Here is a 26982-nt window from a genome sequence, read left to right as displayed (position 1 = left end):
CTACACCGACTGACCGACGCAGGATGATCGTCGCCGTCGAGCGGGTCGGCGACGTTCGTCGAGCGCTCGCGTCGCTGTGTGGGCTACGGTGGGGCGATGGCACCTGCACCCGTGCGTCTGGTCTGGATCGCCGCGCTCAGCCTGGCCGCGCTGGCTTGTGAACCGGCGACGAGCGGGCCGTTGCTCACACCCGAGCAACCCGCCCCGGGCGAGCCCGCGATCGCGCAGGTGTGCGGCGAACGGGACGGGGTCTGGCGGTTTCGCATCCTCCACATCAACGACGTCTACCGGATCGAGGGCCTGCTCGACGGTCGCGGCGGCGTCGCCCGGATCCGCAGCCTGCGGACCCGGCTCGAGGTCGACTGCGACGCCGTGCTCGTGACTCATGCCGGCGACGCGCTGTTTCCTTCGTTGCTCTCGCGCAAGTACCTTGGCGAGCAGATGGTCGACGTGCTCAACCTGCTCGACGGCGACGCCGAGCGGGTCGATCCGCGGATGCTGGCAACCTTTGGCAACCACGAATTCGACAAGGACAGCTGCGACGACGCAGCGACGCTCACGGATCGGGTCGAGCAGAGCCAGTTCTCGTGGTTGGCGACCAACGTGGTCTGGAAGCCCGCGGGCGAGTGTTCGGCTCCCGCCGCGGCCAGCTCGGCAGCGCAGGGCGCATGCCCAAGCCCGCCAGCGTCGCCGATCATCGATCCCGCCCGCGGAAACATCTTGCCGCACGAGCTGCTGATGCTCGGCGGCGTCAAAGTGGGCGTGTACTCGCTGATGACGGACACCAAGACGCCGGACTACGTCGCGTGCATCGACACCCGCTACGTCGAGCGCTCGCACGAGACTGTCGCGATGTTGCGGGCCCAGGGCGCAGAGGTGGTGCTGGCGCTGACCCACCTCGACGCCCGCGCCGACGCCTCCATTCTCGCGGGTGACGGCCGCGAGGGGTTTCAGCGACCGGACCTGGTGCTTGGCGGTCACGATCACACGGCGATGACCCGCGACGCGGACAACACCGAGCTCGGCGGCGCCGGGAAGGTCATTGAAGGCACGCAGCCAGCCGTGATCAAGGGTGACGCCGACGCCGTGAAGGTTCGCGTCATCGATGTCTCGATCACCCACAAGCTCGCCGGCCAGGCCCCGGACATGCGCTGGAGCGTGAGCACCGTCGAGCTCAACGACAGCGTTGAAGCGGATCCGCAGCTCGCCGACCGGGTCGCGGGGTGGCTGAGCAAGCACGAGCAATGGTTTTGTCAGACCAACGAACAGCCCCAGGGCTGCCTGACCGCCAAGCTGGTCGAGGCCGGGACCACGCTGGTCGCGGAAGAGAACGAGATCCGCATGTACGAGACCAACCTTGGCAGCTGGATCGCGGATCAAATGCTGCGCAGCTTCGCCGCCGACGCCAAGCCGCCAACGGTTGCGCTGGTCAACGCGGGCGGGCTGCGTCTGAACCAAACGATCTCGGCGGGGGCGTTCATCACCCAGCAGATCGTCGAGGAGTTGTTCGCGTACCCGACCGAGCTGACCGTGCTCGAGGTCAACGGCTACGCGCTGCGCAAGGCGATCGAGCGCAGCGTCGAGAGCTGGGAGGCCGGCGGTCACTGGCTGCAGCTGAGCGGGATCGCGTTCTTCCACGACAACCTGGCGGGCCGCAGCCTCGCCCGCAACCCCGCGATCATCGGCGCCGACGGCAAGCTCGTTCCGCTGAATGACAAGCAGCTGTATCGCGTGGTCGTGCCCACGTTCTTGGCCGCGGGCAACGACGGCTACTGGATGCTCAACCGCGAGCAGGTGCAGCAGCGCGCCAAGCAAAATAGCGACGCGAAGCGTGTGCAGGTCGTCACGAAGTATCCGGCCGCCAAAGGGACGCCGCCGGGGCCGGATCTGAAGCAGGTCGTGTTGGAGCAGATGCGCGAGCTCGGCGGGCGCGGCGAGGCCCTGTCGCCGCAGCTTGCCGGGCGGATCTGCTCGGCGGACCGGCAGGCGAGCGGGCTTGCCTGCTTGGTGACGAATTGACGCACTGCTTGCCTCATCTTTGTACACCCACTACCGTACTCATGATGAAAACCCACCTCGCCAGCATTGTGGCGGCCATCACTGTTGGCTGTACGTCGTCCGCAGACCCCAGGCCCGAGTACCACAGCGAACACGCCGTGATCCAGACAGACTACGGTCCGCTGTGCGAGGGCACCCTCTCGAGAATAGACGACGAGATCGAGCGAATTGACGCGGCGCTCGGGATCCAAGATAGCTCCTACATCTCCGAGGTTCGCATCGTTGGTGACGAAATTTCCGACTACTGCGGAAGGGCGGGGGCCTGCGTGAAATTTTCTAGCGGTCGAATGTACATCTTCTACGCAGCGATGAGCTCTTTTGTGCACGAAGCGGTGCACCAACGCGCCAATCCGACGGGGGTAAACCAGGGCAAGCCGCTGTTCATCGAGGGGCTTGCCACAGCGCTCTCTCGCCCCGGATGCCATGACGAGGCCCGCGAGTTTTTCTCGCTGGAAGAATACCTCGAGCCCGCGAGTGGCTATGACTTGCCCAGGCATGCCTACTATCTGGGCGGGGAACTCGTGCACTGGCTGCTAGAGACCCATGGCGTGGTTCCGTTCATCGAGTTCATGTTGGCCACTGACGCCAAGGACACTCCCGCGCAAGTGCAAGACACCTACAACGCGTTCTTCGGAACTTCGTTGAAAGACGACCTCACCGCGCATCTGCGCCCTGTCACAGCACCGTTCGAACCTTGGGAACTCGGTTGCGTCGCGCCAGAGGCGGAGCGGGACAAGCAGGGCGATGGGTACCGGTTTCGGGAGACGCTCGACTGTCAGTCAAACAGGGTGCAGAACGACTTTTCGACGATCGTCTTCCACGGGCCAGGGCAGCGGGCACTCGTGGAGTGGAGCATCATCGTCGACGAATCGAACGCCGGCTATTTCGAGTTGGTGGGTGAACTTCCAACGGGAGCGCACCTGGGGATGCGAGGTTGCGACTGCAAATTGGCGCGCCCTGAACACACCGTTGGCGTGAGCCCGCCTCCGGTTGGGAGCCATGATTTCTGGAGCGGACGTGAAGTCTTGCTTGGGCCCGGTCGATACATCGTCACTGGGCGAGGACCATTTGGGGAGGTGCTAGACCTCGAGTTGTCTATGCCTTGCACACTCGAGGCCGCGAACTGCCCGGCTGGTCAGCAGTGCTCGATCTGGAACCGCTGTGAGCCGGAGACAGCGCTTCTTGCTGAACCCGGGGACATGTGTGAGGTCATTGAGGGGGTTCGCTCGTGTGAAGCCGGGAGCCGGTGTGTGAGTGGTACTTGCGTGGCGGAGTGCGACGCCGCTCATCCGTGTGCAGACGGCGCTGTATGTGGCCTGACGAGGTTGTGCGGCCCGCCCTGTGATCTCTTGGCGCAAGATTGCGGCCCGGGCTCGAGCTGTGCGCTGGGATCCGGGCCAGATGACCCTGGGCAATGCGTCCCGTCGGGCGCCGGCCAGTTGCTCGACACGTGTCATCGGCTCGATGACACGTGCTCCAGCGGGCTCGTGTGTGGAGACTGTGGCCGGGGGCAAGTTGAGGGTTGCTGCGTTCCGCTGTGTGAGTCCGATGATGGTTGTCCCGCTGAAGCGCCGGCATGCGGAATTCCTACCGGCTGGAGCGTCGGAGTCTGCGTATGAGAGGGCACGAAGCGTCAGCAGCGCCAACGGAGCCCGTTGCGAGCGACGGCGAAGCTACTGTGGATCTGGATTGATCACGCCGGTGCCGGTCCCGCCCAGGTACGCGTAGCTGTCCGCGAAGTCGTAGCCAACGACGACGACGGAGAAGGGCTGCTCACCATCGAGGACGTGGACGCCGTCGCTGGCGAGCACGCGCGCGACCTCGTAGTTCGGGGTAACGGGCACCCACAGATCATCGTTGACAGCCACGCCATCAACGGTGACCTCGGCGTCGGTCTCGCGGGTCAAGACCAGATAGTCGTTGTCCCACAGATCGGGGATCAGGACCACGTAGCGGGGCAGGAACTGCTCGACGGGGCTGAGCTGGACCATGGCCGGGTCGCCGCTGTTGAGCCCCACCAGGTTGCCCCAGCCGGTCATGAAGTTCACGACCGCGATTGGCTTGTCAGCGCTGATGAAGAAGTCGCCTGGATCATCAATGTCACCGCCAGCGTAGAACTGCAGCTTGGCGCCCTTGTTGATCACCGCGGGCGTGTTTGGCAGCCCGGTTACGGCGGGGGCGGCGTCAATGTTGATCGTGGTGTTGTCCTCGCTGGCGTAGATCATCCACAGCGAGGTCTCGACCGGGTTGTTCTGGCGGTTGGGCACCCGACTGGCCACGAAGTTCTGGCCCCACAGCTGGAGGCCGGCGATCTGATCCTCGAGGTGGTCGCACGCGACGACGCCGTTGGGGATCTGGACGCACTCGTGACCCGAGAACACCGCGACGGGATGCGCCTCATCGCTCAAGATCCGCGTGCCGGTCATGTCGACGTCTTCCGCCGCGGCCTTGACCTCGGCCACGTCGCCCTCGTTGAGCCCGTTGATCATGAACGGGACCCCGTTGGTGCCGGCCGGGACGCCGTTTCCGCCTGCGGTGTTCGTAGTTGGGATCACCTGGACGTTGGTGCCGTCGTTGAGCGCGACGATCGTGACGTAGCCGTTGCCAAACCCATCGCCCCAGTGAATGGTCTCGTTGAAGTGATCCCACGCGTGAGCGGGGTACAGCAGCGAGGCGTCCGAGGTGAACGACGCCTGCAACAGCGGGTTGAACTGGTAGGCGATGATCGGCTCATCCGAGGTGACGCGGTAGGCCCCGCCCACGAGCACGCCGCTGGCCTTGAGGCTCAGATCGGGGAGCGGAAACACGTGAAGGTCGAGCGGCGCGACGTCTTGCGGGCCCGCGACGACCTGCCAGTTCCCGTTGACCTTGCGCTCGACGGTCACGCTGGCGACGTCCATGTCTTGGACGTTGGAGACGGCGATCGCGTACTGATCTCCGTTGCCTGCGGCGTGGGTGTCGAGGTCGACGCCGTAGAACAGACACCCAACGGTGGTTGGGGTGATCTCTGCCTCGGCACAGGTCTCGGGGATGCCGACGGGTGGATCGCCGTCGCCGTCCCCGGTGGTGTCGCCATCGCCATCGCCGTCGCCATCGCCATCGCCATCACCGTCGCCGTCGCCATCGCCATCGCCATCGCCGTCGCCCGGGTCACCGTCGCCGTCGCCCGGGTCGCCGTCTCCGTCTCCGGTTGGGTCGCCGTCGCCGTCCCCGGTTGGATCGCCATCGCCGTCCCCAGTGGTGTCGCCGTCGCCGTCCCCGGTGGGGATGCCGGTGGTCTCCGCCACGTTGGTCTCTGTCGAGACTGCGTCATCGCCACAGGCGGTGGGCCCGGCAAATAGAAGTGTGGACACAGTGAGGCAGGAAAAACCGCGGCGCATTACCCGAGCCTATCACTCTGAGCGGCGGTCCGGCGCGCTGTATTCGCCCCGAACGGCCCCGCCAGCGTGACGAAAGGGATCGTCATTGGATCGTCGATGTTGCGCGCGCGCACGCGAGTTTGTTGTTATCAACCCCTCATGCGCTGCCTCCCCACGCTTCTCACTTGTCTGTCTCTGTGCACCGCTGGACTCGCCTGCGCCGATGGCCCGGTTGAATCCGTGGACGGCGGAACCACCGGGACCGGGACCGGGACCGGGACCGCGGGGGACACGGACGCGACCACCGAAGACGGTGACGCAACCGGAACCACCACCGGCGATGGAGACGGCGACACCGGCGACGGCGACGGCGACACCACCGGGGACGGAGACGGCGATCCCGGAGATGGCGACGGAGACGGAGACGGAGACGGGGATGGCGACGGGGACGGAGACGGCGACGGCGACGGCGACCCCAACGGCTTCGTACGCTTCGTCGCGCTTGGCGACGCGGGCGAGGGCAACATGGGCCAGTACAACGTGGGCGCCGCGATCCACACCGTGTGCACGGACCACGGTGGCTGCGACTTCGCGGTCTACCTGGGTGACAACTTCTATAACGACGGCGTCTCGTCGGTCGACGACGAACAGTTCAACACCAAGTTCGAGCTGCCCTATGCCCAGCTCGACTTCCCCTTTTATGTGGTCATGGGCAACCACGACTATAGCGAGCTCAGCTTTGCGTGGGACAAGCTGGCCTACGAGGTCGAGTATACCAACTACAGCGACAAGTGGACGATGCCGGACAAGTGGTACACGGTCCCGGACTATCCCAACATGGAGCTGTTTGCGATGGACACCACCCGGCTGATGTGGAACCACGAGACGGGCGCCCAGCAAGCCTGGCTCGATGCGGCGCTCGCGAACAGCGAAGCGCCGTGGAAGATCGCGCTCACGCACCACCCCTATTACTCCAATGGCGAGCACGGCAACGCGGGCAACTACGAAGGCGTTCCGTTCGTGTCGCAGATCAATGGGGCTACCGTCAAAGAGGTCGTCGACGAGTCGGTTTGTGACAACGTCGACTTGGTCCTGAGCGGGCATGACCACAACCGCACGTGGAACGAGCTGACCTGCGGCGGCGGCGAGCGGACCACCCACTTCATCGTCTCGGGCGCCGGCTGCAAGAACACCGGCTTTGTCCACCGTGACAACAACCCGGTCTACTGGGAGGACGACACCGTGCCCGGGTTCCTGCTGGTCGAAGTCGAGCTCACCAGGATCCACACGGAGTTCTACGACGAGCTTGGAAACATGGAGTACGAGCACGACATCGTGAAGTGAGCCGCGCGCTCACGGCGGTGCGGCCAATACGGGTCTGGAGCCACCGCGCGCTCGCGCGGCGCGTCCGCCAGACCCGCGGCCTGCCGCTCACGCGGTTGCACTGCTGTTCCCATCGCTCGTTCCTGGCGGCGATCGGCGCGCTCGAGCGAGTGGCGCAGACCCGCGGGCGGTCGCTGGCGGGGTTACGGGCGGCCTGGGCGGCGCCTGGGGGCAGCCGGCAAGCATGGCTGGCGGCCGGTGGGTTCGTCGAGCGCCCCTGACGTCTTCGGGGGCTATGCTGCGCCGCACATGAGCTTTCCTGCTCCATTTTATCGCTGGCGTCCGCACCCCTGGCACGGCCTCGAGCTTGGCGCCGGGGCGCCGCGCGTGGTCACGGCCTACATCGAGATCACGCCCTTCGACGCGGTCAAGTACGAGCTCGACAAGACCACCGGCTACCTGCGGGTCGACCGACCGCAGCGCGGCTCCGCGATGCCGCCGGCGCTCTACGGGTTTGTGCCGCGCACCTTTTGTGGTGAGCGGACCGCCGCGTTGACCGACGGCGAGGCCACGCGGGGCGACGAGGACCCCCTGGATATTTGTGTGCTCAGCGAGCGGCCGATCATGCGCTCGGACATCATCTTGAACGCGAAGGTGCTTGGCGGGCTGCAGATGATCGACAACGACGAGGCCGACGACAAGCTCGTCGCCGTGCTGCAAAACGATCTGGTCTGGGGCGAGTGCGAGGAGCTCGACGACCTCCCCACAAACTTGGTCGAGCGGCTGACCCACTATTTTTCAACCTACAAGCTGGTCCCGGGCGCGGACTCGCGGGCCCGGATCGCCCGGCGCTATGGGTTTGAGCACGCCGCGAAGGTGATCGCCGCCGCGGTTGACGACTACGCGGCGATGTACGGCGAGTAGTCCCTCTCCACGTCTCCAGGACTTCGCCTCGCGCTAGTCCGCGGTGATATGGTGGTCCCTGATGCGCACCTGGATCGCCGTCGGGTCTGTCCTGCTCCTCGGTTTGGGTTGCGCGACCGCGGAGCCAAGTCCGCTTGGGTCGGCGTCTGGTATGGGGTCGGCATCGGGGACCGAGTCGGGAGACGAGCCAGGCACCGACACCGACACCAGCGCCAGCGACGAGACCGAGGCTGGGCCTGCTGATCTGCCGCCTGCTGATCTGCCGCCCGAGCTCGATGGGTGCGACGAGCTCGAGCAGCTCGCCCAGGTGCTGGCTTCTACGCCTGATCCCGACGCGCAGCAGCAGCTCGCTGATGCGTTCGTGCGCGAGGTGACCTACGGCGCGGGTGGGTTCCCGATCGTGGCTGACACCCGGCTGTGTGTGCTCCACCAAGGCGCGCAAGCGCAGCCGCTGAGCGTGGCCGGTGACTTTGACGACTGGCAGGCGGGCGCGCACCCCCTCGTTGAGGCCGCGCCCGGGTTTTACTACGCGGTCATTGATCTCCCGGCGCCGCCAACCGGGCTCTACAAGCTGGTGCATGACCAGACCGACTTCTTCGCGGATCCGCTCGCGCGCCGGTTTGGCTGGGATCAGTTTGGCGAGTACTCGCAGATCAACGCGATCAGCGGGCGCAGCCACCACGAGCGATGGCCCGACTTTGATCAAGCCGTTGGCGCGCTCGAGCCCAGGGATCTGACGGTGTGGATCCCCGCCGATGGGTTGGACGCGGCCGCGCTGCCAGTGTTGTACATGCACGACGGGCAGAACCTGTTCGCCCCCGACGCGCTGTTTGGCGGCTGGCAGGTCAGCGTGACCCTAGATGAAGCGATCAGCGGGGGGCAGCTGTCGCCGGTGATCGTCGTGGGGATTGACAATACGGCGGCCCGGTTTGACGAGTACACGCAGGTGACGGACGTGATTGATGGCATGACTTTTGGCGGTCGGGCCGACGAATACGCAGACTTTGTCGTGGATGGGATTGTGCCGTTTATCGAGGATCGCTACCCGGTTGCGAGTGATCCGGGTTCGGTTGGCGTGCTGGGGTCTTCGCTGGGTGGGCTGGTGAGCTTGTACGTTGGGCTGCGGCACCCAGACGTGTTTGGCCAGATCGGGTCCATGTCGGGGACGATCAGCTGGGGGTCGATCGGTGCCGAGCCGGCGAATCCCACGATCGTCAGCGAGTATTTGAACGGGGCGCCGGTTGGGGCGCGGATCTACCTGGACAGTGGCGGCAGCGAGGGCGCTGGGTGTCCGGGGGGTGGGTCGGACAACTACTGTGGAACAGTGGAGCTGGCCGAGGTGCTGCGCGGGCTGGGGTGGGTGGACGAGCAGGATCTGTTCTATCGCTGGGAGCCGGGGGCGCCGCACAATGAGGTTGCTTGGGCGAACCGGTTGCTGGGGGCGCTGGGGGACTGGTTTCCGGGGTAGTCGCCCAAGAGCGGGCAACCTGATCAAAGCTGACCACTGGCGAATCTCCGATCGCGCGGGTTCACCTGTGTGTCGCGTGCCCGTCTCACCAATGTTCGGCACTCGTAGCCCGGCAGTGAGCGACATGTCACCAAGCTGAAACCCCGTGTGGTGATGTTCGCCAGGCCCAAGCGGCCACCTGCCACACATGCGCAACCTGCTCGAATTCACGACTCTGTCCCACCCCAGCTTGCTCGGCCTCGCGCTCGTGCTTAGCACCGCATCCGTGGGCTGTGGCGACGACACCACCACCGCGGACACCGGCGAGACCGGCGACACGGGCAAGTCGAGTGGCCCCGGCGAGCCTGGGGATCCGGGGGATCCCGGCGATCCGGGGGACCCCGGCGAGCCCGGAGATCCCGGCGAGCCCGGAGATCCCGGCGAGCCCGGAGATCCCGGCGAGCCCGGCCAGAACGCCCGCAGCTTGATCTTCGATCCCGTCGAATTCCCGGCGACGGACGAGGCCAAGCGATCGGTGCTCGCGTCCCCGCGCGCACAGGTCGACCACGTCAGCCATGAGATTGGTTTCCACACCGTGTTTCGCAGCGGCGATCAGCCTGAGGGCGGCGGAACATTTGGCCTGATCGTCGACAAAGACGGCGACCCCGTGCTCAATGAGGACGCCTCGGAGTTTGTCTCGTCCTCGGCCGACTTCAGCTCGCTGCTGCCGATCGGCGACAAGATCTTCTCGGTCATCCACTTCGAGTCGCGACCGGGCGGAATGTACCTGTCGGAGCTCGAGCAAGATCGCTCGACTGGTGAGCTGACCCCCGTCTCGACCACGCCCATCGACTTCTCCGAGGTCGACGGTCTATGGATCCCGTGCGCTGGCAGCGTGACACCCTGGAACACGCACCTTGGCGGCGAAGAGTATCCCCCCGACGGCCGCGAGTTCGAGGCGGCGCAGATCGTCGAGGATCTGGGCAGCTACGCAATTCCCATGCTCCGCTACTGGAAGCTGGACATTTATAGTGATGACAACAACGACGACCTGCTGGATCTGACCCTGGACCAGGTGAAAGCGGCGGGCTTTGATCCCTACCACCATGGCTACCCGGTCGAGGTCGTGGTCAGCGAAGACGCGTCGTACGAGGTCACCAAGCACTACAGCATGGGGCGCAGCGCGATCGAGCTGGCCTACGTGATGCCCGATCAACGCACGGTCTACATCACGGACGACGGATCCAACGTTGGACTGTACATGTTCATCGCCGACAACCCGGGGGATCTGAGCGCGGGCAAGCTGTATGCGATGAAGTGGTACCAGACCAGCGCCGTTGGGGCTGGCTCCGCGGACATCGACTGGATCGCGCTTGGCCACGCCTCGAACGCGGAGGTCGGCGCGATCATCGAGGCCGGGGTCGTGTTCAGCGACATCTTTGCCAGCGCAGATCCTCTGCTCGACGGCAACGATCAGCCAACCGGCGAGTGCCCCGATGGCTTCACCTCGCTCAACGCCGGGGACGCGGGCCTCGAGTGCTTGGCGCTGCAGCCGGGCATGGAGGTCGCGGCGTCACGGCTCGAGACCCGTCGCTACGCCGCGATGCTCGGGGCCACGGTCGAGCTGCGCAAGGAAGAGGGGATCGCCCTGGATCCCGATAATCACACGTTGTTCATTGCGATGTCCGCGGTCGAGAACGGCATGGAGGACAACGCCAAGAACAACACCCCCAACACCAAGTACGACCTTGGCGGTCCGAACGACATCCGCGTTCAGAGCAACCGCTGCGGCGCCGTGTATGCGCTGGATCTCTCGCCGTCAACGCTCTACGCCAGCGACTGGGTCGCGGGGAACTGGCGGCCGCTGGTGGCCGGCCAAGAGATCAGCTACCCCGACGCGAGCCCCTTCGCTGGCAACAGCTGCAGCGTCAATGGCATCGCCAACCCCGACAACGTGACCTACATTCGGGGCTACGACACCTTGATCATTGGCGAGGACACCGGCGCTCACCAAAACGACGTGATCTGGTCGTACGAGCTGAATACCGGCAAGCTGACGCGGGTGCAGACGACGCCCTACGGATCCGAGACGACCTCGCCGTACTGGTACCCGAACATCAATGGATTCGCGTATCTGAAGAGCGTGATTCAGCATCCTTACGATGAGTCCGATTCGGACAAGCTGATGGACCCCGCCGACGCGGCCGCCTACGACGGGTACCTGGGTCCGTTTCCGGCGATGGACTGACCCCACGCTTCACGCGGGCGGCCTCGTCACCGACGAGGTCGCCCGGTCATGATCGTATGGACGGCTCTGGCCGGGTTCGCGCAATGCATCGACTTTCCATCTCGCTCTTGCTCCTGGTCACCGCCTGCAACGCGGCCGCCTCCGAACATTCGCCGGCCGAGGTCGAGCCTGGCGAAGACCAGGTTGTGCCGGCCACCCGTGTGGCGGCCAACGCCAGCGCTTACATCCCGTCGCAATGCTACGCCGACACGATCGACGCAGACGGCGGAGTCCACAATCCTTGCTTTGCGTGCCATCACGACGGCTGGCGGCCCAATTTTGTGGCCGATGGCTCGGTGCAATTGGCCTACGATCTTCCTGATCCCGCGCTGACCAACCCATGGACAAATCTGCGGGTGGATCGGTCCGCCGCGATCGCCGCGACCGACACTGCCGAGCTGCTGCGCTACGTCCGGGACTCCAACTACCGCGAGGGTGACGCGTTGCTGCTCGCGGATCGCCTCGCGACGCCGCCCTCGGCTTGGGATCCGAACGGCGACGGCGTGTGGAGCGGGTACACCCCCGACGCGTGGTTCGAGTTTGACCAGCGCGGGTTTGACCGCAGCCCCGATGGCACGGCGACCGGCTGGCGCGCCTACGCGTTTCGGCCGATGCCGGGCGCGTTCTTTCCGACCAACGGCGGGTCGCTTGGAGACGCGCTGATCCGGCTGCCGCCTGTGTTTCGTCGCAACGCGCGGGGCACCGAGAGCCTCGAGGTCTACGAGCTCAACCTCGCAATTCTCGAAGCCCTGATCACGCGGGCGGACGTGGTGATCGACCCAACATCGGAGCGGCCGCTGGGCGTCGACCTCGACGGCGACGGCAGCTTGGGCACCGCGACGCGAATTCGCTTCCAGTGGGCGCCGCTGCGAGGTCAGACCATGCGCTGGGTCGGCGCGGCGGGGGTTGCCCAGGACCAGGGCGAGATCGGGCTCGCCGCCGGCCTGTTTCCCGTGGGCACCGAGCTGCTGCACAGCGTCCGCTATCTAGACGTGACGCAGACCGAACAGGTCGTGATGGCGCCCCGCATGAAAGAGCTCCGCTACGCTCGCAAGCGCAGCGCGCTGAGCTACTCCGAGCTCGACGAGGCCGCCGCCGAGGACGCGAAGCAGCGCATCGACTTCCCCGATCGCGTCCGCGACGTGATTGGCCAGCTCGAGCGCGGCGTCGACAATGGCATCGGCTGGGTCTACCAGGGATTCATCGAAGACGCGGGCGGCCAGCTCCGACCGCAGACCGTAGAAGAGACCATGTTCTGCGTGGGCTGCCATTCGGGGGTTGGGGCCACGGATGACGGCATCTACTCGTTTGGTCGCAAGCTTGGCGCGCAGGCGCCGGGGCGCGGCTGGATCCACGCTGCCGCGGACCATGGGTATCGCGTCGGCGATCACACCCGCGCGGACGGCTTGGGCGAGTACGCGACCTACCTGATCCACAACGGCGCGGGCGATGATTTTCGGGCCAACCAAGAGCTGCTCGCTCGCTTCTTTGACGAGCGTGGCGAGCCGCAACGCGAGATCATTGACGCGCTCGCCCAGGACGTCACGCCGCTGCTGATCCCCTCGCCCGCGCGCGCGCTGGCCCTGGACGCGGCCTATCGGCTGGTCGTTCAAGAACAGAGCTTCGTGCTTGGCCGCGACGCCGTGCTGGCGCCGACGCCAAACCTGCACACCGAGCTCGCGCCTGCCCAACCAACCGGTATCGAGCAGCCGGAGCCCGGCCCACGAGATCGACGCTCGCGCGCTGTGTCGCCCGCGCTGTGAGTGCGGACGGACTAGTGGAAGTCGCCCAGCGGCAGACTACGAGGGCTACGCGCACAGGCGCATGCATAGGGCTGGACGATCGCTACCAGCCATGCCCCCCTCGTCGTCGGTCCGCCGCCGGGCTTTCGGCCTCACAGCGCGCGCTCAGGGCGGCGGGATCACGACCCGAATGTGGACGGCGCCGTTGGCCGAGACCTCGGTGAGCACGGCGTTGGAGGCGACCTTCCCCCCGATGAAGTTGACGTTCGCGGTGCCCGGCACCGCGTCCGGGTAGATCTGCAGATAGCCCCGCAACGTCGGCTGGGCCGCGGTCAGGTTGCCAAACACCGCCGTGACGCCTTCGGGGATCGTCGCGGCGCCGATGACATCCACCAAGATCGATCCTTCGTGGCCGATCGGTCCGGCGTCGTCCTCGCGGGTATCCCGAAGCCGCACCGGCGAGATCGACTGGAAGTCGACACCCTCGCCAAACCACCCGAGCACGTCGACGACGTAGTCGGCGTCCTCCAGGGTAAAGAGCGTGGCGAAGCCGTCGGCCGATACCGGAATGATGACGAGGTTCGAGCGGACCGCGCCCGCGAGGTAGTTGAGGTTGGAGGTCACCGGCTTCGGCGTGCCGGACTCGTAGATCGTCGCGTAGCCGGGCCCGGCCGGGGTGATGGCGGCGAGGTTGGCTATGACCGCGCCGACCCCCGCGAGCGGGATCCCGCCGACGCCCGCGAGCTGCAGCTCCTTGGTCCCGGCCGCGACCACCGTGGCCCCGAACTCCGGGTCGCGCGAGTCGAACACCCGCGCCGGCGTGACCATGTGGATGTCGGCGGCCGGCGGAAAGTAGCCAAATGTGTCGACGACCACCTGCGAGCCGCCGTTGGGCGAAATGTGATGAAGCTCGACCTTGCCGTCGGCGCCTGGATCCACAATCACGAGACCCGGGGTCGCCTCACCGGCCGCGAAGTTGATGCTCGAGTTGCCCGGGTAGGGCGCGTCGGGGTACGCGGCGAGGAAGCCCTTTCCTTGGGGATCGGCGATCGCGACGTTGAGCACGACCGCGCCCAGCTGGGCCGCGGCCGGGAGACCGGCCTTGCCCGCCAGGGTGACCGAGATGGTCTCGTCATGCGCGAGCGGGCCAACAAACTCCTGGCCATCGATGCGGGTGTCGAGCACCCGTGCTGGCCCGACCGGGACGTAGCCCGAGCCGTCCGGGAGATAGCCGCTGACGTCGAAGACCAAGTGGGTGGTGGTCTCTGGCGGCGGCGGCGGGAGGTCGGGGCAGACGTTGTTGTAGCGGACCGGCGCATAGCCGGCGGCGTAGCCCGCGTTGCCCCAAGAGATGTCGCGGACGATCACACGCATGCGCTCGCTGCCGACCGTGGCTTCGATGACCTTCACGCCATAGCCCCCGAGGTGCTCGGCGACCAGCCGCACGTGCGAGCCCGGCTTGTTGAGGGCGTCGCCAGGCAGCAGCGCGTCGTAGCTATCGAGCCCGTAGCTGGCGGTGTGCAGGGAGCTGGTCGTGCGGTGCCCGGACAGCCACGCCTTGCTCACGAAGCCCGAGCAATCGACCCCGTAGGAGCACCCGTCGACGGCCTTGTCGGTCTTGGTGTTGAGGTCGCCGACCGTGTAGTTGTTGGCGACCGCGTTGGCGTAGGTGCTGACCTCGATGTGCCCCGCGTATTTGTAGGCGACGCCCCGGATCGTCTGGCCGAGGTGTTGCTGAAAGTAGGCGACCGGCGTCCGGCCAGGGCAGGTCTGCATGTGCTGGGCGTTGTAGACCGCCTCGAAATTCGCGTACGCGTACGCCCGCTGCATGATCTCTTCGCGGCTCATGCACTGGCCCTCGTCGCCCTCGAGGCCACCCCCGGTCCCGGGGTCGAAGTTCCCGAGGCCCGCGCCGCCGGCCTGGGTCGCGCCCGAGTTGGACACGGGGAGGTAGGGCGTCACGCCTGGAGGGAACACCAGCGGCGTGGCCACGCCGATGTCGACCGGCCGCCGCAGCGACGCCTCGTCGGCGCCCGTGCTCATGACCCGCAGCTCGCCCTCGGGATCCATCGTCATTCGATGCTCGACCCAGACCAGCTCGTTGCGCATCGGCATCTCGACCGCCTGCATCAGCGTCCCGTCGAGGGCGTAGCGATAGGCGAGCATGCGCGTGACAAAGGCACCCTCGAGGATCCCGACGTCGGCGACCCGCAGCCACATGTCGCCATCGGGCGTCACGCCGATCAGCGCGAAGTCGCCGAGCAAGCCCGCGGTCTCGATCGTCGCGACCTCGACGTCATCGACGAGCAACGACGCAACCGACAGGTTGGCCGCCGGCAGGCCGGTCGCGGCCACCAACGCGACGCTGTGGCCATCGACCTGGTACGTCGAGATCGGGGCACCCGGCGCGGCGATCGAGGTCCCGTCCTCGGCAAACAGCGGCAGGTGCTCGCGGCCAAACGCCAGCTCGAGCGCCACGCCACCGTCGCCGTGCTTGCGCAGGCCGGTGATGTCGGCGACGTCGATCTCGGCGGGGATGTCGAAGGTCTCCCAGGCCGTCGCGTCAACGTCGTTTCGGCCCGCCCGCGCGATGATCGGCGTCTGGCCCCCAACCATGAGCACATAGACGTGGGTCTTGGTCACCTCGATGTCGCTGATGCCCCGGACCAGGCCCTCGAGATCGTAGCGATCGACGATCTCGCCGTCGTCGTCGATCACGAGGATCTTGTGGCCGGGCCCGTCCGCGAGCCAATTGAGCCCGAGGTGATCGACGACGTAGGCAGCAGGGCCCCAGACCTCCTCCTCCAGAGAGTCGAGCCCCGAGTAGGTCAGCTCGTCAGGGCCCCCACCGACGCCGATACCGGTGATTCGCTCCGAGTCTTGCTCGGGATCGGGCACCTCGCCTTCATCCCCGGTCTCGGTCTCGGTCTCGGTCCCGGTCTCGCTCGCGCCGTCGCCGTCCGCAATGTCGTCACCCTTGCACGCGCTCATGCTCGCCGTGAGCAGCAACGCCATGGCAGCCGATGAGATTGCCCCTGGCTTTCGCACGGCGAAACAGGGCATTTGCATGCTGTCTTCTGGAACCCAACGTTTCATCGCTCGAGACATACCGCAAAAGCAGGGGCGCTTGCGCGCTTGCGAGAGCACCCGCAGCGCCATCAGTCCGGGAGTCGTCACCATCGCATTCACCACTGCTCGCATGTTTGAATCGACCATGAGTTGTTGCGATCCCGACGGGATCAGCCCACAGCGATGCGCGTGACGGGCCCCTAGAAAAAGTCACCCAGCGGCAGATCAGTGGCGATCCCAAACAGCATCGCGCACATCTCTTCGAGGCTGGACTCACCCACGCCGATCGTGATCGGCTCCGACAACCCTTGCTGCTCGAGCGCCTGAACCAGCGCGGGGTTGTTCAGCGTGTTGTCGTAGGTGCAGCGCAGCTTGATCACGTCGCCGCCTTGGACCTTGGGCATCTGGCCGATCGGCGCGTCGATGTCATACAGCCGCTGCCAGTTGAAGTCCCAGCGCGGGGTCTGCAGCCAGCACAGCTCCTGCCCGTTTCGCTCGACCCAGATCTTCATGTCGACGCCGACGTAGTGCATGTGCGTGCCCATTGTGAACAGGTCAACGGGCGGCAGCAGGGCGGGGATTGTGTAGGTGATCGTCTCGACGTGGTCCGAGACGTTCGGGGGGATCTCGAACACGGGGACGCCGTTGGGGTCGTTGGGCCCGGGGTCGACGTCGTTGCCGTTGAAGATCGCACCAAACACGCCCATGTAGCCGGTCAGCCCCGGCTTGTCCTCGGTCCAGCGCAGCGCGACGGCGCTCTGGTCAACCTCGTCGCCAGCGCCAGTTGGGTGGTAGTGGTAGGCCATGATGACCTTCGAGCCGACGGGCATCGGGAACCCGACGTCGGGCGGGGTCTCGGTTGGGACGCCGCCGGGGACCCAGGTGCTGATCTGCGAGGTCCCGCTCAGGGACACGAACCCGCCTGGGCAGCTGAACTTGCCGTCCGCGTCAACGAGCGCGTCCGAGGCCGCCTCGCTGTCGATATAGGTCAGTACGTGGTGCACGACCTCGGTGTTGTCGGGGACGATCTGCACGCCGGTGACCCACACGTCCGTCTCGTTTCCGGGATCGACGACCATGCACACGAAGCTGTCCGCGGTGCCGCCAACCGTGAACGGCGACGGGTTTTGCAGCACGATCGTGGTGTCGGCGAGCTCGAGGCTGGGCGGCTCGGGGAGCGCGACCGCGTCGCTGGGGTTGCCCTCGGGCGTTCCAGCGCTGGCCCAGTCGGCGAGCAGCTGCCGCTGGGTCTCGGACAGGCGGGCGTCGCCGAGCCAGGTGTGATCCGGCTGGCACTCCTCGGTCTCGATCGCGCCCCACGGCGGCATGATCCCGTCGTTGACGGCCTCGCTCATGAGCGCGGCCCAGGGTGCGGACTGCTCGTAGGTCTCGAGCGCGAACGGGGCGATGCCTCCTTCGTAGTGACAGCCAACGCAGCTGCCGTGGACCAAGGGGGCAACGTCTTGGTGCCAGTTGGGCCGCAGCGCTTCGCCGTCGCCGTCGCCGTCACCGTCGCCGTCGCCGTCGCCGGTCGTCTCGGTTTGGGTGGTGTCGGCTGGCGGCGACTCCACCTCGCCGCACGCGAACACGGGGACAACCAACACCAGACATGCGAGACGGACGGGAGACCAAGCGATCACCGAACCATTGAGCCCGATCCCGCCGCCCAGCGCAACGCGCGTTATGCAGCTGTTCTTGAACAAGCGCCCGCCGGTGTTCACGGGGCCCTGACGCTCACTGCAGGACGCGGTAGATCTTGCCGTCGGAGCCGGACGAGCCATCGGGGCTCTCGAGGCCGACCACGTACATCACATCCCGCGCGAGGGTGATGCCGGTGTACTGGACGTAGACCTTGGGATCCTCGGTCTGGTCGTAGCCCGCGCGGTTGAGCAGCACCGGCTCGATCGTGCCGCTGTTGACCCCATAGGCGTAGATGCCAGCGACGCTGTTGTAGTAGATCAACTCGCCGTCCATGCTCACGTCGACGTTGGCGGTCCCGCTGCCCACCCAGTGGGCTTTTTCGAACGTTGAATTGAGCGCGTAGGATGACTCTTTGAGCTCGTCGTGGATCGCCCGGGCCTCGGTGTCGCCCCAGCCGACGAACCACAGATCAAAGCCGTCAATCGCGGCGATGCCGACGTCGGTGATGCCGATCTCGAGCGGGGTGATCGGCAGCGGGACCTGCGTTGCGACCATGGTGTCGAGGTCGATCGTGTAGGTCCCGTAGGTCCCGAGCGCGAGCAGCTTGCGGCTACCGCCAAACTCGACGAGCGTGAAGTCGATCCAGGCGCCAAGGTTGGCGCTGGTGTCATCGATCGCCCCGATTGCGATGGGTGAACCAGTGCCCACGTCCCACTCGTAGATCATCTTGCCCTCGTCCTCGACGACCAAATAGGCTTGGTCGCCGCGGATGCCATACGCGTCGTAGGAGGCGGTCTGCGGCTTTTTGTGGGTGACCTCCTCGACGAGATCTCCGGTCTGGAGATCAATGATCTTATAGATCGAGTCGGTCATCCCGGTCAGGGCGGTCATCGCGAATTTGTCGTCGAGCCGGTAGAAGGGCGTGGTCATCTCGTCGCCAATCGTGACTGAGGCGATGATGTCCGTGCCCTCTGGGTAATGACGAATGTGCAGCTGGGCCTCCCAGCCCTGGGTGATGTCGAGCCAGGTCAGGTAGTCGTTCACCGCGTTGATGTCGTCGACGCCAAAACCCGGGAGGATCGCCTCGCGGTTCACTTCGAGATCCAGGCGGACTTGCTCGTAGTGGGCAATGTTTTCTTCGGTTGAGCTGCCGCCTTCATCTTCTCCGAGTCCAAGCAGCGAGCAGCCGGCGAGCGCCAGCGACAACAGAATGATGGGTGTGATCGTTGACGTGCGCATCGTGTGCTTCCCTACCAGAACCACAAAAGTCCGGGAAGCTCGAAATGCGCGGTTTGGAATATTGATATTGAAGGGCGGGATCGCGCCATCTCGGGGACGTGTGTGCGCATGTGGGGTGTGCGCGCGCAGCGGCGATATTGTGGTGATATTCTCTGATAGTATCGTCGATTCATGTCGAAGCCTGCGGGTGGAGATTGGGTTGCGATCGGGTTCACCCTGCTCGGTCTCCCATTGATCTGGGTCCAGCGCGAAACGGGGATGATCTGGGTCGCGCTGGGGCTTGGAACCGCGATCATGTGGATCGCAAGCCGCGTCCGGTTGCCTCGCTTCGTGCCACGCACCGGGAAGAAGTTCGACACGAGTTCGCGGTGAGCTCCGCATCACCGGTGCGGCAGGCGATCCCGTGCAGCAGCTGCATAGGCTGCGAGCGGTTCGTTGGGCGAGCGTGCTGGGTATCGCGGCTTGTATCGCGGTGACGGTGTGGTTGGGCCTGTGAGCCTCGTGTCGCTGGCGGCGCCTACTTCTTCGCTTTCCACAGCTTCGTCACCACACCCACGCTCACGCCAAACACCACGGCGCCGGCGCTGAACTGGGCGTCGAGGGCATGAAAGCTCGGGCGCGTGATCGAGGCCGCGACCAATGTCCCGAGCTCGAAGCCCACGCGCGGCCAAGCCCAGAACGCAGCGCTGAGCTCCCCGCCTGCCCAGACCCATGGCGACGTACGGGACAGCGGAACGGGGACCTCGATGCCCCGCCCGATCAGCTGCCCGGCGCCGACGTCAGCGCACACGTGCAGTGTCCAACGCCGTCCCGCTGGCCCCCCGCAGCCGCGCAGGTCGAGGGTCCAGCCGTCGACTCGTCCAGAGCCTGGGCCCGCGTCGCCAGCGTCGAAGTTGCCACCAAGCCACCCCGTTGCGCCCACGCCTATCGAGACATACTGCGTGCCGAAATCGAGGTGCAGCTGCGGGCCGCCGCCCGCTGTTGGAAACAGATTGACCGCCACCAGGCCGCGCGCATGCAGGTCGAGGCCAAGCACTGGAGCCCCGCGGGGCTTGGGTGCGGACTCGGGGGCGGGCGTGGACTCTGGCGCGGGCGTTTGTCGGACGCGGTCGGGCGCCGGGTGTGGAGCGCCCTGGGCGATGGCGCGCTTGCGAATGCGCGGGATCTGTACAATCGGCGCTTGCGCTCGTGGGGGCGGCCGGGCATCGGGCGTGGAAGCGGCGCTCGCTCGCACCAAGATCGGAGCTAGCGCGACCTCGGCAAAGTCACGCGGCCACGCGCCCAACCCAGGGTCCAGCGCCAGGGCAAGGATCAAGCGAACATTCTCGAGTAGCACATCGCAGCGCGCGGCCTCGAGGTGGTGCTGCTCGGTGTAGCCATCGAGCGCGAGCTCGAGCTCGAGCGCGAGCCCCCGCGCGTCGCGATGGATGTGAGCACGCAGCTGTACGCGGCTCGGCGCCACCCCAGCGAGGGCGAGCTCGGCTGCGATTGTGCGAGACACGACGGAGGGCCCCGGGCAGCTCTCCGCCTCGATGAGCAGATCGAGCCTCGCGGACTCGGGCTGGACCCCATGGCCGAGCAGGACGGCAAGCCCAAATACAAGCGCGATCACGGGGCTAGTCCACTGCCGCGACCAACAGACAGCCCTGATCGAGCTGCCGCGTGGCCAAGCCCTCGGGATGGAGCTCGCGCCACTGTTGGGCCCGCGCTTCGGCTCGCTCACGCTGCCCCGTGTCGCAAAGCAGCTCGACCTCCAGCACACGCGCGCGGCCTTCGAGCCCGGCGTTGGGCCAACGCCCGCTGGCGAGCACGGCCAGCGCCTCGCTCGACTCCCCCGCGAGCGCGAGCGCCTGCGCTTGCTTCAGGGACGCGATTGCCTGCTCCAACTCCGGGCGCGGTTGGGGCCGCGTGACGCCAGCCTGTTGCCGCGCTGTGACTGGGATCGGCTCGAGCTCGGGCTGCGGTGAGAGCTCCAGCTCCGACTCGGGCGGCGCCGTTGCGATCACCCGCGCGCCCGGATCGTCATCATGATGGGGCTCACCGACGAGCGTGGCCTCGGATCGCGCGTCACCTGTGAGGCCCGCCCCGTCGTCGGCCTTGGCGCTGACGCGCTCGACCAGCACCACGGCGGCCAGCCCGACCGCAGCGGTGGCCGCAGCGAGCTTCAAGCCCAGACCCAGCATGAGCCCCCCTGCGCCAGGAGCCGCCGCGGCGCCCAACTCGAGGCCTGTCGCGGAGGTGATCGCCAGCCAGTTTCGTGCCACGACCTCCCGCGCCGGTTGCTCTCGCGTGGCCGCGGAAAAATCGGCCTCGACGTGGAAGCGGTCGTGGAATTTGATCCGCGCCACGCGAAGCCGCGAGTAGACGGTGTTGAGCTTGCAGCCCAGCACCTGCGCGATCTCGGGTGCGCTCATGCCCTCGAGCTCCGCGAGCACGAACACCGCGCGCCGCGGCTCGTCGAGTTGGCTCAAGAACTCGGCCAAGAGCTTGCGGCCGAGCGCCGTCCGAACATCCAGAGGTTCATGGCTCAGTTCGCTCGCGCGGGCGAATTCTTGGTGGCGACGCTCGCGTCGTCGCCGCGAGCGAGCGTCATTTCGGATCACGTTGCGCAGGATCGAGCACAGCCAGGTCGCCTCGGACGCACGCGCAGGATCGTAGTCATCCAGGCGCCGCAGCGTCACGATGAAGGTCTCCTGCACGACGTCGTCAACCGCGACCTCGCTCACCCCCATCCCCCGAGCGCAGCGCCATAAGAACGCGTGATGCGTCCGATACAGGCGCTCGAAGTGCCGATGGGGGGACACACGGCGAGTATACCCGCCCGTCGATCGGTTCAGCTCGGCGCGTGCAAGCATGGAAACCATGCTTGTCCGCCGCGGACCCGATCCGTCGCGGCCGCCTCACTCGAGCTCACACACGCACGCGCACTCGGGTGGCTGGGCGACGGACGCCAGACCCGAATTGCAGGCTGTGAAGCTCTCGGGCGGCGTCCCGCCACAAAAGTCGACCAAGGTCACCTCGTCGTTGGGCTCCACACGAAAAAACGGCGACGCGAACAGCCCGGTACAACCCTCGAGATCCGCGCAGCCCGCATCCCCATCGAGGATCGCCACGTCAAAGCAGACCCCGGTATCCTCGACGTCGCAGCTGTCACCGTCGCGTCGGGCCCGCACGCCCGTTTGCCACACGCACGCGTCGGCCTCTGCATCGCAGAGATCTTTGTCGGTGATCGCCTCGCAGCCCGCGGGCACGTCCCCCGTATCGCCGGTGTCGGTGTCCCCGACGGTGTCCGTGACGGTGTCCGTGCCCGTGTCCGTGTCCGTGTCCGTCCCACCGTTGAGGTCCTTGGAGTCGAGGTCACAGGCGAGGAGCGTCAGCGCGAGACCACACAGCAAGCGCAAGCGAAGGCCATTTGAGAGCGTGTTCATGCCAAGGTTTGTCCGCCGCAGGACGAATCCGTCGAGCCTGCAGCCACGCCGTGAAAGTAATCCACCAACCCGTCGGGCTGGTGTGCTGGGCTACGGCCTGGGCTACGGGCACCTCGAGTTGCGCTGATCATCACCCTCGCTATAGGCTCGCGCGCATATGTCCAAACTTGGGATGGAGACGGCGGCCGGCCGCCATGGAATGCACCATACTTTGCTCGCGCTGTGCTGCGGCGCGGTCCTGATCGGCTGTCCAGCCGACGATCCGGCGGACACGGGGACGCCAAGTGAGACGAGCGGTGATGGTGATGGCGACCCAGGCGACGGGGACGGCGATCCGGGCGACGGGGACGGCGATGGCGACGGGGACGGCGACGGCGACGGAGACGGAGACGGCGATGGCGACCCGCTGTGGGTCATCATCGACAGCACCGACCTCGCCGATGGCCACCTCGAGGTCCTGACCATCGACATCAGCGACCCCGACGTCGCGGGTGAACCGCAGATCCAACTGACCGGCGCCGCAGGCTCGGGGGTCAGCAGCGCGCTCGGGGGGACGCCGTTCGGCTCGAGGAGGCTGCGCGACGGCGGGGCAGACATGCCAGTGGTGCGGCTGTTGAACGTCGACGCCCAGGGCACCTTCGAGATCGTGCCGATCGTCCCCGACGGGATCCCCGAGTACGCGCCCTCGCCATCCTGGACCGACGACGCGAGCGCAGCTCTGATCAGCGCCCACACCGACCTCGCGGATCCAGGTGTGCTCTACTGGGTGACCTACGCCAACAAGCAACCCGTCGAGGCAACGCAGGTCACCGGTGACCACGGCCCCTCGCCCACGTTCCGCAGCGCGACCCTGGCCGAGGACGACAGCGGCTTGTTCTACGCCGTCGACGAAGACGACGACCAGACCTTCGAGCTCTACTACGCCGCAATTGATGGCGCCCTTGGCCCATTCACGCAGATCGGCCAGCTCGATCTGCTGACGAGTCTCTCTGCCCAACTCGACAGCGCCAAGCTCACGTATCGCTACGATCACGACCTCGATGATCTCGCGGATCTATGGGTGCGTGATCTGAGCGACCTCATGGCGCCCCCGCAGCTGGTCAACACGGTCCTCGCGGGCACCGAGTCCATCCGAACCGAGTGGTCCGAGGACAACCAGAGCCTGCTGTACTGGACCGGCGAAGGCTCGTGGGGCGAGCTCTACCTGGTCAACTTTGTCGGCGCGACACCCTCGGCGCCCGTGCGCATCGACTCGGCCGAGCGCCCGGCGTGGACCAAGGACTTCGAGTTCGACGATCTCGGCCAGGTGCTGTACCGCTTTGGTGACGCCAACGTTGGCATCCAGGGGCTCGCGCGCGTGGAGCTGGTCAACGGCCAACCCGGCTCGGTCGAGGTCGTCACCGAGCCGCTGGCCGACGGCGCCGAGATCGAGAACGTCCACTACGCGGGTGGTCGGGTGGTCTACCAAGCCGCGAACAGCAGCGACCAGACTCGCTGGCTGGCGTTTGTCGATCTCTCGGGCCCCGTCGCAAGCGCGCCGCTGCGCTTCGTCGAAGACATCCCCGACTTCCTGGTCGCCTTCACGATCCCGCAGGTGACCGACCGGGTCGTGTTCGCGGCCGACATGGGCAGCGGTCGCCAACTGCTGGCGGTCGACCTCGATGATCCCAACCTGACGGTCCACGATCTCGCGGCGAGCCTGCCCGCGGAGTGGCCGGTGCCGACCAACTTTCGCGTCGCCGACAGCGAGCGACAGATCGTGTTTGTCTCCCGGTCGTCGCGCTCGACGGAGGAGCTGTTGTTTCGGGTCCGCGCCGACGGCTCGTCCGAGGTCGAACAGCTGACGGAGCTCGGGCACGAGCTCTCGCTGCCGAGCGTCATGAGCGCGGAGTGACCGGCGCTGCGTGGGCCCACGGGATGCACCCGTCAACCACCGCCTGCGATGTTCGAGCTCGTGGGGGCTGCTGCCCAGCTCGTGGCGGTTTGTGGCTGTTTGCGTGAGCCCATGCGGGGAGCGACGCGTGCACCATGGGGCTCGATCCGTTCCGTGGCATGATCCTCGATATGGGGTCCAGACCCACAGGGTTGTTAAACCGCTCGGTACGAAATCTCCAGTCGCGGCTGCTGGGCTGGGCGTTGTTTGGCGCCACCGCGACTGGGTGCGGCGGTCGTCATGCGCCTGCAGACGTCGGGCATGGTGACGAGGATGCGAGCCCCGGAGACACAGGCCCCGTCGTCGAGAAGCCGCAGGTACGAGCGAGCGCCAAGGTTGAACAGGAGCAGCACGCTGCGGCCCCACGAGTCGCTCCCGCAACGAAGGCGCCACCCTCAGACCAAGCCCCAAAGCCGGAGCCCGACTTGCTGAACGAAGAGATGAGTCGACGGCTGCGAAGTGCGCTGCGGCGCGACCATGGGCCTCGGGTTCAGCTCTCCAAGTGGGACACGTTGGCGACGCCCGAGGGTGGCCTCGAGGTCTACGCGCTGTTCGAGTTCAGCGAGTGGGAGGCGTGCGTGGCCAAGGCCGGCGGTGGGAAGCACGGGCGTGATGCCTGCGCCGACGAGTTCCGTCACGGCGACTACGCCACGGCGGAGCTGGCCGCCGAGCTGCGTGCCTGCACGCTGCGAGGGCTGGTGCGGGCACGCTTCGGTGGCGCTGCTGGAGAGGGGCCACAGACCCGCGGCGACCTCGAGATCCTCTCGTTTCGCATGCTCGAGGGGCCGTGCACCCTCGAGCGTGTGAACGTCTTCGAACTCGTCGACGTCGACGGTGACGAGGAGCTCGAGCTGGCCGTGGATCTGACAGCGGTAAACCCCGACATTCAGTTTCGTTGCCGCGGACTCTATAGCGAGTACGGGCGGCAGATCGGCTGGTATCGCCGCAACCTCGAGGCCCAATACGAAGACCTGCGCTTCTCCAGCTGGCACACGGAGCTTTTGATGTCCGACGGAGGCGTCGTCGTGGGTCGCTTCACCCTCGAAGATCGCAATCACGATGGGCGCGTCGACCTGCTGCTGGAGGAAGCCTCGTTTGTGGCGACGGACGACTGCGAGGTCGACGACGACTGGTGGCCGCATCCGATCCCAGGACGCATCGCGGAGGACGAGCTGAGCCCCTGCGACGCCGAATTCCGCGCCAAGACTCTGCTGTACTCGGAGGTGAAGGACGAGTGGGTCGAGCCCTGATCTGCACGGCGGCGCTCCTAACCGTGAGCCTGTGCGCGGTGTGGGCGACCACCCTCACGCGAACCACTCCGCGATCCTCGGCGGCTGAGTGTTCGCGGTGGCGGGCTGCGCCTGCGCACGAATGCGCGGGCTGTCACGCGAAGATTTACGCCGAATGGCGGAGCTCGCTCCACGCTCTGGCGTTCGACGACCCGATTTTTCGTGCGGAGTATGAACCGGCGCCGTCGCGGTTTTGCTCAAACTGCCACGCGGATGCCGAGGCGTTGTTCGGACACGACGCGCATGATGGCGTGAGTTGCAGCTCCTGCCACCGTCCGGACGACACGGCACCTCGCCAGGTAGGTGTCGAAGGCTGCGGGCGATGCCATCAATTTCACTATGCGCCCGATGAGACGATCTACGACCCAGCGGACGCGCTGCAGGACACCGTCCACGAGTGGCGCCGAAGCGACGCGGCGCGCATGGGGGTGACCTGTGTCGACTGCCACATGCCGCTGGTTGGCGACGGTGCTGGTCGCCATCACAACCACCGGGTGGCTGGGGCCGCCGACGAATGGCTGGTCGCCCAGGCCCTCGACGTGTCGACTTCGGCACACAGGCAGGGGGAGCGAATCGAGGTCACCATGCGCGTCGAGGCAGCCGACGTTGGCCACCGCGTCCCCACGGGAGACGTGTTTCGACGCCTGCGCGTGGCCGCCTGGACCGACGGGGGGGATCCTGTGGAGCGGTGGTTGGGCCGGGAGTTCGCTGCCGTGACCGCGTCGACCGGCGAAGGTTTTCGCCTCCGTCCCGTGCTCGACTCGCGCGTGCCCGCTCCCGGTGACGGCGAGGCCGTCGAGTTGCGCCTCTCGGTACCTGACGCCGAGGGGCCGCTGCACTGGTCCGTGGAGCTACACCGCATGCCCGTGGCAACGGCTAGCCAACGGAACTTCGATCCCGAGACCGTGAAAGTCACGGCAGCGTACGGCTCCATCGAGCTCGAGCGGTAGACCCCACCAACCTCCCCGAACGTCTGACCGAAGTCAGTTGCCTGCGGCAGGGTGCGGGCTCTGGATGGCAACGCAAGACTCGGCCCAACGGATGGAGCGTCGCTGCGCTGGTGTTGGCGGCCGCGACCGGCGAGGCTCGGATGTCGGCGGCGGAGGATTGGGTCCACGCGATCGCGCCGCTGTACCCGGCTGCCGGTGCTGATGCCTGCAGTGGGGGATCGCGTCGGCTTGGATCTGTAGGATCATGGGTGGCCCGGTGGCGGGCCACCGTCCCGGTGACGGGCCACTTTGCG

18 protein-coding genes are annotated in these 26982 nt (G+C 66.5%); 11 read left to right on the top strand and 7 right to left on the bottom strand.

Annotated elements, in window-relative coordinates:
- Positions 1-96: 96 nt before the first annotated feature.
- Together DB30_RS07635 and DB30_RS07630 are read left to right on the top strand one after the other, a co-directional pair.
- Positions 97-2019, top strand: coding sequence for a bifunctional metallophosphatase/5'-nucleotidase (locus tag DB30_RS07635; protein ID WP_146658248.1), 1923 nt, complete (start codon positions 97-99; stop codon positions 2017-2019).
- Positions 2020-2063: 44 nt separating this feature from the next.
- Positions 2064-3677, top strand: a complete 1614-nt coding sequence (locus DB30_RS07630) for a hypothetical protein (protein WP_146658247.1) — start codon at positions 2064-2066, stop codon at positions 3675-3677.
- A gap of 54 nt (positions 3678-3731) precedes the next feature.
- Here DB30_RS07630 and DB30_RS41285 read toward each other — a convergent pair whose 3' ends face one another.
- Positions 3732-5411 carry an IgGFc-binding protein gene (locus DB30_RS41285; protein ID WP_205632932.1) on the bottom strand — a complete coding sequence of 560 codons (1680 nt, stop codon included), beginning with the start codon at positions 5409-5411 and terminating at the stop codon, positions 3732-3734.
- A 246-nt stretch (positions 5412-5657) separates the two neighbouring features.
- On the opposite strand from DB30_RS41285, the gene DB30_RS07620 reads away from it, so the two are divergent.
- From DB30_RS07620 to DB30_RS07600, 5 genes are all read left to right on the top strand, one after another.
- Complete coding sequence (locus tag DB30_RS07620) at positions 5658-6761, top strand: metallophosphoesterase (protein ID WP_052547334.1); 1104 nt, start codon at positions 5658-5660, stop codon at positions 6759-6761.
- A gap of 288 nt (positions 6762-7049) precedes the next feature.
- Complete coding sequence (locus tag DB30_RS07615) at positions 7050-7664, top strand: inorganic pyrophosphatase (protein ID WP_052547331.1); 615 nt, start codon at positions 7050-7052, stop codon at positions 7662-7664.
- A gap of 61 nt (positions 7665-7725) precedes the next feature.
- On the top strand, positions 7726-9132 hold the full coding sequence (locus DB30_RS07610; protein ID WP_052547329.1) for an alpha/beta hydrolase: 1407 nt from the start codon (positions 7726-7728) through the stop codon (positions 9130-9132).
- A gap of 187 nt (positions 9133-9319) precedes the next feature.
- A complete protein-coding gene (locus DB30_RS41280) occupies positions 9320-11359 on the top strand; it encodes a PhoX family protein (protein WP_146658245.1) in 2040 nt (679 codons plus the stop codon).
- An 83-nt stretch (positions 11360-11442) separates the two neighbouring features.
- The gene (locus DB30_RS07600) at positions 11443-13161 is read left to right on the top strand and encodes a hypothetical protein (RefSeq protein WP_205632931.1); all 1719 of its coding nucleotides are present in this window, start codon (positions 11443-11445) and stop codon (positions 13159-13161) included.
- A gap of 144 nt (positions 13162-13305) precedes the next feature.
- Here the strand turns inward: DB30_RS07600 and DB30_RS07595 are convergent, their stop codons facing one another.
- The 3 genes from DB30_RS07595 to DB30_RS07585 all read right to left on the bottom strand — a co-directional run bounded on the left by DB30_RS07595 (position 13306) and on the right by DB30_RS07585 (position 19089).
- The gene (locus tag DB30_RS07595) at positions 13306-16155 is read right to left on the bottom strand and encodes a hypothetical protein (RefSeq protein ID WP_052547324.1); all 2850 of its coding nucleotides are present in this window, start codon (positions 16153-16155) and stop codon (positions 13306-13308) included.
- A 254-nt stretch (positions 16156-16409) separates the two neighbouring features.
- A complete protein-coding gene (locus DB30_RS07590; RefSeq protein ID WP_165703665.1) occupies positions 16410-17813 on the bottom strand; it encodes a monooxygenase in 1404 nt (467 codons plus the stop codon).
- 130 nt (positions 17814-17943) lie between these two features.
- A complete protein-coding gene (locus tag DB30_RS07585; RefSeq protein ID WP_146658243.1) occupies positions 17944-19089 on the bottom strand; it encodes a hypothetical protein in 1146 nt (381 codons plus the stop codon).
- A gap of 171 nt (positions 19090-19260) precedes the next feature.
- Here DB30_RS07585 and DB30_RS07580 point away from each other — a divergent pair, with 171 nt between their 5' ends.
- The gene (locus DB30_RS07580; RefSeq protein ID WP_052547320.1) at positions 19261-19461 is read left to right on the top strand and encodes a hypothetical protein; all 201 of its coding nucleotides are present in this window, start codon (positions 19261-19263) and stop codon (positions 19459-19461) included.
- Between the two features lie 145 nt (positions 19462-19606).
- Here the strand turns inward: DB30_RS07580 and DB30_RS07575 are convergent, their stop codons facing one another.
- The 3 genes from DB30_RS07575 to DB30_RS07565 all read right to left on the bottom strand — a co-directional run bounded on the left by DB30_RS07575 (position 19607) and on the right by DB30_RS07565 (position 22517).
- On the bottom strand, positions 19607-20701 hold the full coding sequence (locus DB30_RS07575) for a hypothetical protein (RefSeq protein WP_052547318.1): 1095 nt from the start codon (positions 20699-20701) through the stop codon (positions 19607-19609).
- A gap of 4 nt (positions 20702-20705) precedes the next feature.
- A complete protein-coding gene (locus tag DB30_RS07570) occupies positions 20706-21893 on the bottom strand; it encodes an RNA polymerase sigma factor (RefSeq protein ID WP_165703664.1) in 1188 nt (395 codons plus the stop codon).
- A gap of 96 nt (positions 21894-21989) precedes the next feature.
- Positions 21990-22517: a hypothetical protein gene (locus DB30_RS07565; protein ID WP_052547316.1), complete on the bottom strand. Its 528-nt coding sequence runs from the start codon at positions 22515-22517 to the stop codon at positions 21990-21992.
- Between the two features lie 157 nt (positions 22518-22674).
- Between DB30_RS07565 and DB30_RS07560 the strand changes: the two genes are divergently transcribed.
- From DB30_RS07560 to DB30_RS07550, 3 genes are all read left to right on the top strand, one after another.
- Positions 22675-24411 carry a hypothetical protein gene (locus DB30_RS07560; RefSeq protein ID WP_146658241.1) on the top strand — a complete coding sequence of 579 codons (1737 nt, stop codon included), beginning with the start codon at positions 22675-22677 and terminating at the stop codon, positions 24409-24411.
- A 464-nt stretch (positions 24412-24875) separates the two neighbouring features.
- Positions 24876-25700, top strand: a complete 825-nt coding sequence (locus DB30_RS07555) for a hypothetical protein (protein WP_052547313.1) — start codon at positions 24876-24878, stop codon at positions 25698-25700.
- On the top strand, positions 25583-26689 hold the full coding sequence (locus tag DB30_RS07550; RefSeq protein WP_338082186.1) for a cytochrome c3 family protein: 1107 nt from the start codon (positions 25583-25585) through the stop codon (positions 26687-26689). Before DB30_RS07555 ends, DB30_RS07550 begins: the two co-directional genes overlap by 118 nt.
- Positions 26690-26982: the final 293 nt, after the last annotated feature.

Source organism: Enhygromyxa salina, from assembly GCF_000737335.2.
Taxonomy (GTDB): domain Bacteria; phylum Myxococcota_A; class Polyangia; order Nannocystales; family Nannocystaceae; genus Plesiocystis; species Plesiocystis salina_C.
Note: the sequence above shows the minus strand (reverse complement) of the source record. Positions and strands in the feature narration are given on the sequence as shown.